Source organism: Burkholderia sp. GbtcB21, from assembly GCF_019091065.1.
GTDB lineage: Bacteria > Pseudomonadota > Gammaproteobacteria > Burkholderiales > Burkholderiaceae > Burkholderia > Burkholderia pyrrocinia_C.
The window spans coordinates 259,720-269,578 of record NZ_JAGXKA010000013.1 but is presented as its reverse complement, the minus strand read 5'-3'; the positions used below and the strand labels follow the sequence as shown (position 1 = coordinate 269,578).

The window sequence follows — 9,859 nt, the reverse complement described above, 5'->3', positions numbered from 1 at the left end:
TCGGCGGGCGCAAAGGTTCGAGCCTGGGTCCCCGCGAACAAGGCGCCTATGCGCGCGAGTTCTATACGACCGTGAAAACCGCATACATCGCTCCCGGGAATGTTTGAGCAAGCGATAAAAACCGCGATAAATCGCAGATCCCTATGACGTGCGAGAGTTATCGCTGAGTTCGACACGACCGCACGGGCGGCGCGAACGGTAACCGGCTACCCGGCAGCCGGTTACACGGCAGTTGACAAGCTTATACAGTCAGCTGCATCGAGGAAACGTTCGACGGCGGCAGATCACCGAGAGGATGGCCACGTTCGAAGGTCCGCTGATCGGTGCGGATTCAACCCGTCACCTGCGGAGGAGGCGGTGGTCGGCCCCACGAACGGCTGCTTCGGCGTGCAATTCGCCCCTCGCCCGAAAACACTTGACCTTGTCACAGTGACAAAGCGTCCACTGTCGGGCGAGGAGGCGTTCATGACCCGTCACTATCCCCCGACTTCCCGTCACGCACTGGCCACGGCACTCGAGCATCCAGATGCTTCGCTCCGTCTTGCGGCTGCGCTTGGTGCCGGCACGGCTCCCGATCCAGGCCAGATTACGCTACTGGTGAAGCGTTGCGGTGTCGAACCGGATTTCTTCGTTCGCGACATGCTCACCTGGGCGCTCACCCGGCATGCGCAGGATCTGACATTGCCATTGCTGCTTGACGAGCTGCGCTCGCCGTCGGCGCAAGCGCGTAGCCAGGCGCTACATACGCTCTCGAAGATCGGCGACCCCGCAACCTGGTCAGCGATCACAAGCAGGCATCTACATGACCCCGATCCGGAGGTGGCACGAACTGCGTGGCGCACCGCAGCGGGGCTGGTGCCGACCTGGCAACGAGCCGCCTTGGCACGCGAACTGGTTCGCGAGCTAGGCCGCGGCGACAAGGACCTCAAGCGGAGTCTGAGCCGGGCATTACTCATGCTTGGAGACGACGCCATGGCCCCGCTCGATGCGGTGGCGGCCCGACACACGGACCCGGCGGTTCGCGTTCATGCCTGCGCGAGCCTCAGGCTCATCGCCGACCCGGAGAGTGCGTTTGTGCTCGATCCAGCCGATGCGTGGCGCGCAGGTACACCGTTGCCCTACGCCCTTGAATAGGCGGGTTGACGGCGATCGATGTGATGTGCCACGTGTTGGCCGAGATGATGGAAGCCGTTGGCGGTCTGTTAGAATTTTCGAGGCTCGATTGGAGCGAAGGCCCAGACACGAGGCGGCGTGAACCAGATGACACCGGAGACAAGTGATGCGCATCAGCGAGTTGGCCAATCGTTCCGGCGTCAGCGCGCGCATGCTGCGGCACTACGACGCGATCGGACTGGTCAGCCCATCGGGACGTACGGAAGCGGGATACCGCGAGTATTCGCAAGCCGATGCCTTGCGCCTGTTCCAAGTGGAGAGCCTGCGTTCGCTGGGCCTTGGGCTGGCCGAGGTGCGTCAGGCGCTCAGCCAACAAGCGCCTCACCCCGATGTGCTCATTGATGCGCTGATGGCTCGCAGCCGCGAGCGGCTGGCCGCAGAGCAAGCGTTGCTTTGCCGGCTGACTGCTGTGTCCGCCACCTCCCCCGAGGATTGGTCAGCAGTGCTTGAGGTCGTGCATCTGTTGAAAGGACTGGAGTCGACGCATGCGCCTGAGAGACAGCGTGCTGCGTTTGACGCCGCGTCCAGCGATGCCCCGCTTGCAGCACTCATCGCCCACGCACTGCTCCAGGAACAAGAGCCGAATGTCGCAGGTGCGCTGCACTGGGCGCTGGGAAGAACCGTAGGCAGCGGCGCCAGCGTACTTGGCGCGGCGCTTCAACAGCCCGATCCGGCAGTACGCGAACGGGCCGTGCTCGCGCTGGCGAAACTCGGAGGTTCCGATGCGGTGGAGACCTTGCGTGGCTCGCTCCTTGACCCCGCGGAGCGCGTGCGGTATCGCGCTGCGCGGGTGCTTGGCGGATGGGGGATACGCGACGCCATTCCCCTGCTGATCGAGCAGGTTCTTGGCGGGACTCACGATGTCGAGGCGGCCGATGCGTTAGCCGATTTGGCGGAAGACCCTGCGATCGCAAAGCAAATTGTGGAGCGCTTTGAAGCAGCGATCTCGGACGGTCCAGCCGATGTCCAGACCCGTGTACGTATTTGTCAGGCGCTCGCCGAATTCAATGGCACGGCGTCGGCCCTGCTTGCCCGGCTGGCCGCCGATCCAGACCCGTCCGTGGCGCGCAATGCTCGTTACGTGATGGGTATTCGCAACGACGCGCTAACGTAGTCGAGCTTGAGTTTGATAGTCGGCCTCTTCCTTGGAGGCGAATGCCCTCGTTTCCCGTCTCTCCCGGATCTGTCGGTGGGGAAATAGTCTGCTCGCTTGCTCGGCAGCAGGCGTGCGCTTGTCCGGGAGGGTCTCATATCAGGAGCGGCCGAAGATAGCCGAGAAGCCACCATTTCGACTTCAGACGCCAAATGTCAGCTAGTGGCCGAACTCAGCCAGCGAACAAGTTTTATACGCCGCCATTAATCCGCCGGGCCGGCGTCCGTCGCTTTGGCAAGGGTCACCGCACAAAAAAGTGAATTGATGCTGGCGGACCGGGCTCAGCTCTTGCTCGACGTCTTTGCTACAAATGGCGTGGGCGCGTGCTGAACCTGTTCGCTTCCACATTTCGGGCATTGCGGGTGAGCGGTTTCATGCTCCGCGAGATGTTCGACATGTTCGAACGTCTCGCCACACTTCTCGCAACGGTATTGGTAAGTAGGCATGGCATCCCTCCGGCACGAAGCTTGCAAGTGTCGCCACGGACGAAGCCCGGACGGCGTCCAGCACCCCAAATGAGAAATTGTAGTGCAGGACATGTGCAGACACTAATCCTCCATCACCGCGACACGCTGCTCCCCACGGCCCGGTGATAAGCTCGACGTCGATGCATTTCCTGGCCCCCTGACCGCCCATCCGCCCCCAAAACGAGCCCCCCTCATGCCCCTCGCCCCTGCCATCCTCTCCGCCTTCACCCCAACCGGCAAGCTGCGCGCGTCGATCAATCTCGGCAACCCGATCCTCGCGAACCGCGATCCGGCTACCGGCGAACCGGTCGGCGTGTCGATCGATCTGGCACGCGCGTTCGCGGAACGCCTGTCGGCCGAACTGGAACTCGTCGTGTTCGACGCTGCCGGGAAATCGGTGCAGGCACTGACCGAAGAGCGCGCCGATTTCGGCTTCTTCGCGGTCGATCCGCTGCGCGGCGAAACGGTCGCGTTCACGGCGCCGTACGTGCTGATCGAGGGTTTCTATCTCGTGCGCGACGCTTCGCCGATCCGCACGAACGAGGACGTCGACCAGCCGCACAACCGCGTGACCGTCGGCAAAGGCAGCGCATACGACCTGTTCCTCACCCGCGAACTGAAGGCCGCGCAGATCGTGCGCGCGCCGACGTCGCAGGCCGTCGTGCAGACGTTCGTCGAACAGCAACTGGAAGTAGCGGCCGGCGTGAAGCAGCAACTCGAAGCCGACGCCGCGAAGACAACGGGCCTGCGCCTGCTCGACGAGCGGTTCATGGTGATCCGGCAGGCGATGGGCGTGCCGAAGAGCCGCGGCGAGGCTGCCGCGGCGGCGCTGAACGAATTCGTCGAGGATATGAAGGCGTCGGGCTTCGTCGCAGATTCGCTGCGGCGGCACGGCATCACCGGCGCGTCGGTTGCACCGTAACGGCGGCCATCGCGTCACCTTCTACGCGCAGGATCGCGGCGGCCGCTCGGGCCGTCACCGCGCGACTCGTCGACGTGATGCGCGCGTCGGTCGAACGCGGCGACCGGCCGTCCGCGCACTCGCTCGCGGAATGAGCCGGCGCGTGCCGCGCGTCACGACGGCAACGAATCGTTCGCGCGCAGCGTGATGCCGGTCCACGTTCCGCTCGCGGCCAATTCGCCAATCAACTCGACGATCGTTTGCCGCACGGCCAGCGCAGCGGAATTCACGGGCGACGTGTTCGACCAGCACAGGCTCGCGGGCCGCCGGATCTCCGGATCGACGATCCGGCGCATTTTCGGCCGGTTCGACGGGTCGCGCAGCGCCATCGCCGACGCGGGCAGGATCGTGCACGCCATGCCCGACTGCGCGAGCGAGATCAGCGTCGGCAGCGAATCGACATCGGCAATGATGTTGAGCGGCACCTCCTCGCGCGCGAACGTGCGCTCGAGCAGCAAGCGCAGCCCGTTCCGCACGCCGGGCGCGACCAGCGGCACGCCGGCGAGAGATGCCAGGCTGCAGGTGCGCGCACGCGGCGCCACCGCGCCGCCCGGCTCGCCGAGCAGATACAGCACTTCATCGAACAGCGGCATCGCGGTAATCCCCGTCGTGTTCGACTCGCGGAACAGGATCGCGAGATCGAGCCGCCCGTTCGCCAGCAACTCGTTGATGAAGCCGCTCATGCTTTCGACGTACTGCAACCGGATACCCGGATAACGCACCCTCACCCGCTCGAACAACGGAACCGCGAGAATCGACGTCATCGTCGTCGGAAAACCCACCGCGACGGTGCCCGACTCGCTGCCCGCGCCTTCCCGCACCTCCTGGCGCAGCTGCTCCATCTGATGGAGCACGAGCCGCGCATGCCGGTAGAGCGCCTGCCCCGCCGCGGTCGGCTTGACGCCCTGCGGGCTGCGCACCAGCAGCACGACGCCGAGATCGTCCTCGAGCTTCGCGATCTGCTGGCTCAGCGACGGCTGCGCGACGAACAGTTTTTCGGCAGCCTTCCCGAGGCTCCCGTATTCGACGATGCTGACGAAATAGCGGAGCTGGCGGACGTCCATGGCGGTTCGGGCAACACGAAAGCCATAGGATACCCCTATGACCGGCACATCCAAACGGTATTTCCGCTGCGCTGCCGCTTCACATACAGTCGCCTCAATCCTGGTCCAAACAGCCGGCCCACCCGGCGCTGGAGGTGACAGTGAACGCTCCCCGGTCGCATGCCAGCGACGATGTCGAACAAGTCGCGACCGATCTGATCGGCGCCGAACGTGCGGCGGCATTTGCGGCGACACTCGACCATCCGGTCCGTCCCGCGGCCGGCGATGCGTTGCCGCCGCCGTGGCACTGGCTGTATTTCTGGTCGGTCGCGCAGCAAGCCGAACTCGGCCCGGACGGCCATCCGCGCAAGGGCGGCTTCCTGCCCGATCTCGGGCTGCCGCGGCGGATGTGGGCTGGCGGCCGCCTGGTGTTCGAACGCCCGCTGACGATCGGCGAGACCGCGACGCGCACGTCGCGCGTGCTGTCGATCGAACGCAAGGCAGGACGCAGCGGCCCGCTCGGCTTCGTCACGGTCGAACACGTGATCGAGTCCGCCGGCGCGCTCGCGATCCGCGAAGAACACGACATCGTCTATCGCGGCGCGGCCGCACCCGGCGCCGTAGCACCCGAGCCGCAGGCCGCGCCCGATCATGCGCAATGGCAGCGCGACATCACGCCGGACGAGGTGCTGCTGTTTCGCTACTCCGCGCTGACGTTCAACGGCCATCGCATTCACTACGACCGGACCTACGCGCGCGACGTCGAAGGCTATCCGGACCTCGTCGTGCACGGCCCGCTGATCTCGACGCTGCTGCTCGACCTCGTGGCGCGCTCGCTGCCCGGCGCGACCGTTCGCGAATACGCATACCGCGCGGTGCGGCCGACGTTCCTGGGCAACACGTTCAGCGTATGCGGCCGCGTCGCCGACGACGGCACGACCATCGAACTCTGGGCGAAGGACCACGAAGGCTGGCTGACCATGTCCGCTCGCGCGGCCCTCGCGTAACCCTTCCCGACGATTATCCCGATACCCGTGATGAACCAACCCGACGCTTACCAAGACATCCGTGAAGCCGTTCGCGACCTGTGCAGCGAATTTTCCGCGGAATACTTCCGCAAGATCGACGAACAACGCGGCTACCCCGAAGCGTTCGTCGACGCACTGACGAAAGCCGGCTGGCTCGCCGCGCTGATTCCGCAGGAATATGGCGGCTCCGGCCTCGGTCTGATCGAAGCGTCGATCATCATGGAGGAAATCAACCGCGCGGGCGGCAACTCCGGCGCATGTCACGGCCAGATGTACAACATGGGCACGCTGCTGCGCCACGGTTCGGCCGAGCAGAAGCAGCGGTATCTGCCGAAGATCGCGAGCGGCGCGCTGCGCCTGCAGTCGATGGGCGTGACCGAACCGACCACCGGCACCGATACGACGAAGATCAAGACGACGGCGGTACGCAAGGGCGACCGCTACGTGATCAACGGCCAGAAGGTCTGGATCTCGCGCGTTCAGCACTCCGATCTGATGATCCTGCTCGCCCGCACGACGCCGTTGTCGGACGTGACGAAGAAGTCGGAAGGCATGTCGATCTTCCTCGTCGACCTTCATCACGCGATCGGCCACGGGATGACGGTCCGGCCGATCCCGAACATGGTCAACCACGAGACCAACGAGCTGTTCTTCGACAACCTCGAAATCCCCGCGGAGAACCTGATCGGCGAGGAAGGCCAGGGCTTCCGCTACATCCTCGACGGGCTGAACGCCGAACGCACGCTGATCGCGGCCGAATGCATCGGCGACGGCTACTGGTTCGTCGACAAGGTGTCGCAGTACGTGAAGGATCGCGTCGTGTTCGGCCGTCCGATCGGCCAGAACCAGGGCGTGCAGTTTCCGATCGCCCGCGCGTTCGTCAACGTCGAGGCCGCGAGCCTGATGCGTTTCGACGCCGCGCGCCGGTTCGACGCGCACGAGCCGTGCGGCGCGCAGGCGAACATGGCGAAGCTGCTCGCGGCCGATGCGTCGTGGGAAGCGGCGAATGCATGCCTGCAGTTCCACGGCGGCTTCGGCTTCGCATGCGAATACGACGTCGAACGCAAGTTCCGCGAGACGCGCCTGTACCAGGTCGCACCGATCTCGACGAACCTGATCCTGTCGTATGTCGCCGAGCATATCCTCGGCCTGCCGCGTTCGTTCTGACCGGGAGTGCCCGACATGCGCCCACTTGAAGGCATCAAGGTCGTCACGTTCGAGCACGCGATCGCCGCGCCGTTCTGCACACGCCAGCTCGCGGATCTCGGCGCGCGCGTGATCAAGATCGAACGTCCGGGAGTTGGCGATTTCGCGCGGAACTACGACGAACGAGTCGCGGGGCTGGCCTCCCACTTCGTGTGGACCAACCGTTCGAAGGAAAGCATCACGCTCGACGTCAAGCAGCCCGCGGCGCTCGAGATCGTGCACGAACTGCTGGCGGATGCCGACGTGTTCGTGCAGAACCTCGCACCCGGCGCGACGCGGCGCCTGGGGCTCGACTACGACACGCTGCGCGAACGCTATCCGCGGCTGATCGTCTGCGATATCTCGGGTTACGGGCTCGATGGCCCGTTCCGCGACAAGAAGGCGTACGACCTGCTGATCCAGAGCGAATCAGGATTCCTGAGCATCACCGGCGCCGACGGCGAGCCGGCCAAGGCAGGCTGTTCGATCGCCGACATCGCGGCGGGCATGTACGGCTATACGAACATCCTCTCCGCGCTGATCGAACGCGGGCGCACCGGGCGAGGCCGGCACATCGACGTGTCGATGCTCGAAAGCATGGTCGAGTGGATGAGCTATCCGCTCTACTACGCGATCGACGGCCAGTCGCCGCCCCGGCAAGCCGGCGCGTCGCACGCGACGATCTTTCCGTACGGTCCGTTCAAGGCGGGCGACGGCAACACCGTGATGCTGGGCCTGCAGAACGAGCGCGAATGGAAAAGCTTCTGCGCTACCGTGATCGGCCTGCCCGGACTGGCAACCGACGAACGCTTCGGCTCGAACAGCCGCCGCGTCGCGAATCGCGACGAACTCGCTGCCGTCATCACTCGCGCGTTCTCGACCCTGACCGCCGCCGACGTGATCGACCGGCTGGAGGAAGCCGGTATCGCGAACGCGCGGATGAACGACATGCATGCCGTCTGGAAGCATGAGCAGCTCGCCGCCCGCCATCGATGGACCCGGATCGAGACGCCTGCCGGCGAGATTCCCGCCCTGTTGCCGCCGGGTGTCGGACCAGCGGACCACCCGCGCATGGATCCGGTACCGGCGCTCGGCCAGCATACCGATGCCGTCCTGCGCGAACTCGGCCATACCGACGAACAGATTCACACGTTGCACGCCACCGGTGCCGTCTGACCGGCCCCTTCCGCGCTGATCGAAGCGCGCCCGCCACCCACGAATCGAAGCGTCTCCACGTCGGCCCATCGACGCGAGAGCGCCCACAACTGGAGACATCATGGCCCATACCGTCAATGCCGCCGGCCGGCTCGATCGGCTGCCGATTTCAAGGTTCCACTGGAAGATACTGGGACTGATCGCGGGCGGCGCATTCCTCGACGCGTTCGACATCTACCTCGCCAATGGCTCGGTCGCGGCCATGGTCAAGGAAGGATTCACCGATCTGCGGCATGGCGCGATGTTCGTGTCGTCGACGTTCGTCGGCATGATGATCGGCGCGTTCGTTGCCGGTTACGTCGGCGACCGGCTCGGCCGCCGATACTCGTACCAGCTCAATCTTGCGGTGTTCGGGCTCGCGTCGATCGCCGCGTGCTTCGCACCCGACATCGAGTGGCTGATCGCCCTGCGCTTCATCATGGGTATCGGTCTCGGCGCGGAACTGGTGGTCGCGGCCGGCACGCTGGCGGAATTCGTGCCGCCCGAGACGCGCGGCAAATGGGTCTCGCTGCTCGCGATCATCACCAACAGCGGACTCTTCGCCGCGCTGGCCGCAGGGTACTGGGTCATTCCGCATCTCGGCTGGCGCTACATGTTCGCGCTGGCCGGCGCGGGCGCGCTGGTGGTCTGGTTCATGCGCAAGCGGATGCCGGAATCGCCGCGCTGGCTCGAATCCGTCGGCCGGCTCGACGAAGCCGAAGCGACGCTGTCGGCCATCGAGCTCGAGGTCGGCAAACAGGTCGGCACGCTGCCGCCGGTGCGGCGCACGATCGATCTGCACGTGGGCAAGGTGCCGCTCGGCGTGCTCTTTTCCCGGGGGATGCGCGGACGCACCGCGGTCGCCGCGCTGACCGCGATCGGCGTCAACGTGGGCCTCTATGGCTTCATTGCGTGGTTGCCGACGTTTTTCGTCGCGGAGGGGCTGTCCGTCGTCAAATCGCTCGGGTTCGTGTTCTTGATGTCGATCGGATCGCCGGTGGGCGGCCTGATCGGCTACCTGATCGCAGACCGTCTCGGCCGCGCGAAGGGAATCGTCATTGCATCGATTCTCAGCATCGCGCTCGGCTGGCTCTATGTGTCGCTGCGCGATACGACGGCGATCATCCTGGTCGGATTCTGCCTGGTCAGCGCGATCTACACGATCACCACGCTCGGGCTGTTCGGCTACATTCCCGAACTGTTTCCGACCGAAGTACGCCTGCGCGGCACGGGTGTCGCCGGCATGTGCGGCCGGATGTCGTCGATCGGCACGCCGGCGCTGGCACTGGCGCTGTACCAGCAATTCGGCGTATCGGGCGTGATCGCGATGGTCAGCGCGACGCTCGGCGTCCTGTGCGTCGCGATCGGGCTGCTGCGCGTGGAAACCGGACGACAGGCACTGGAAGAGGTCGCGCCGGGCACGAACGACGCAGAAGGTGCAGCGGTCAACCCGGGCGTCACGCAAGCCTGATTGCCGACGTACCGGCCGCGACGACGCTTCGACATTCGCGTTCGAGCGTCGGCAACGAGTCGGCGCGTGGCCGCGTGGCAGGTCGCACGAAAAGAACGCCGGCCGAGATTCATGCTCGCGGCCGGCGTTTTCGTCGAAGTTGCCTGTCGTCTTTTCGAATCCTTCGGCGTACCGCCGCGACTAC

The 9,859-nt window shown here is 65.3% G+C and carries 9 protein-coding genes; 7 read left to right on the top strand and 2 right to left on the bottom strand.

Going from position 1 to position 9,859, the window contains the following annotated elements:
• Positions 1-465 precede the first annotated feature (465 nt).
• Entirely contained in the window at positions 466-1,134 is a 669-nt protein-coding gene (locus tag KVT39_RS26625) for a HEAT repeat domain-containing protein (protein WP_217590579.1), read from the top strand.
• A 145-nt stretch (positions 1,135-1,279) separates the two neighbouring features.
• Positions 1,280-2,287 carry a HEAT repeat domain-containing protein gene (locus tag KVT39_RS26620; protein WP_217590578.1) on the top strand — a complete coding sequence of 336 codons (1,008 nt, stop codon included), beginning with the start codon at positions 1,280-1,282 and terminating at the stop codon, positions 2,285-2,287.
• 320 nt (positions 2,288-2,607) lie between these two features.
• On the opposite strand, the gene KVT39_RS26615 is transcribed toward KVT39_RS26620, so the two are convergent.
• The gene (locus KVT39_RS26615) at positions 2,608-2,772 is read right to left on the bottom strand and encodes a zinc ribbon domain-containing protein (protein ID WP_034182361.1); all 165 of its coding nucleotides are present in this window, start codon (positions 2,770-2,772) and stop codon (positions 2,608-2,610) included.
• 214 nt (positions 2,773-2,986) lie between these two features.
• Here KVT39_RS26615 and KVT39_RS26610 point away from each other — a divergent pair, with 214 nt between their 5' ends.
• Positions 2,987-3,715: an ABC transporter substrate-binding protein gene (locus KVT39_RS26610; RefSeq protein ID WP_105392527.1), complete on the top strand. Its 729-nt coding sequence runs from the start codon at positions 2,987-2,989 to the stop codon at positions 3,713-3,715.
• 152 nt (positions 3,716-3,867) lie between these two features.
• On the opposite strand, the gene KVT39_RS26605 is transcribed toward KVT39_RS26610, so the two are convergent.
• Positions 3,868-4,818 carry a LysR substrate-binding domain-containing protein gene (locus tag KVT39_RS26605; RefSeq protein WP_217590577.1) on the bottom strand — a complete coding sequence of 317 codons (951 nt, stop codon included), beginning with the start codon at positions 4,816-4,818 and terminating at the stop codon, positions 3,868-3,870.
• A gap of 140 nt (positions 4,819-4,958) precedes the next feature.
• Here KVT39_RS26605 and KVT39_RS26600 point away from each other — a divergent pair, with 140 nt between their 5' ends.
• From KVT39_RS26600 to KVT39_RS26585, 4 genes are all read left to right on the top strand, one after another.
• Positions 4,959-5,804: a MaoC family dehydratase N-terminal domain-containing protein gene (locus tag KVT39_RS26600; RefSeq protein WP_217590576.1), complete on the top strand. Its 846-nt coding sequence runs from the start codon at positions 4,959-4,961 to the stop codon at positions 5,802-5,804.
• 30 nt (positions 5,805-5,834) lie between these two features.
• Entirely contained in the window at positions 5,835-6,992 is a 1,158-nt protein-coding gene (locus KVT39_RS26595) for an acyl-CoA dehydrogenase family protein (RefSeq protein WP_217590575.1), read from the top strand.
• Between the two features lie 15 nt (positions 6,993-7,007).
• Complete coding sequence (locus KVT39_RS26590) at positions 7,008-8,186, top strand: CaiB/BaiF CoA-transferase family protein (protein ID WP_217590574.1); 1,179 nt, start codon at positions 7,008-7,010, stop codon at positions 8,184-8,186.
• A 100-nt stretch (positions 8,187-8,286) separates the two neighbouring features.
• Positions 8,287-9,675, top strand: a complete 1,389-nt coding sequence (locus KVT39_RS26585) for an MFS transporter (protein ID WP_217590573.1) — start codon at positions 8,287-8,289, stop codon at positions 9,673-9,675.
• Positions 9,676-9,859 lie beyond the last annotated feature (184 nt).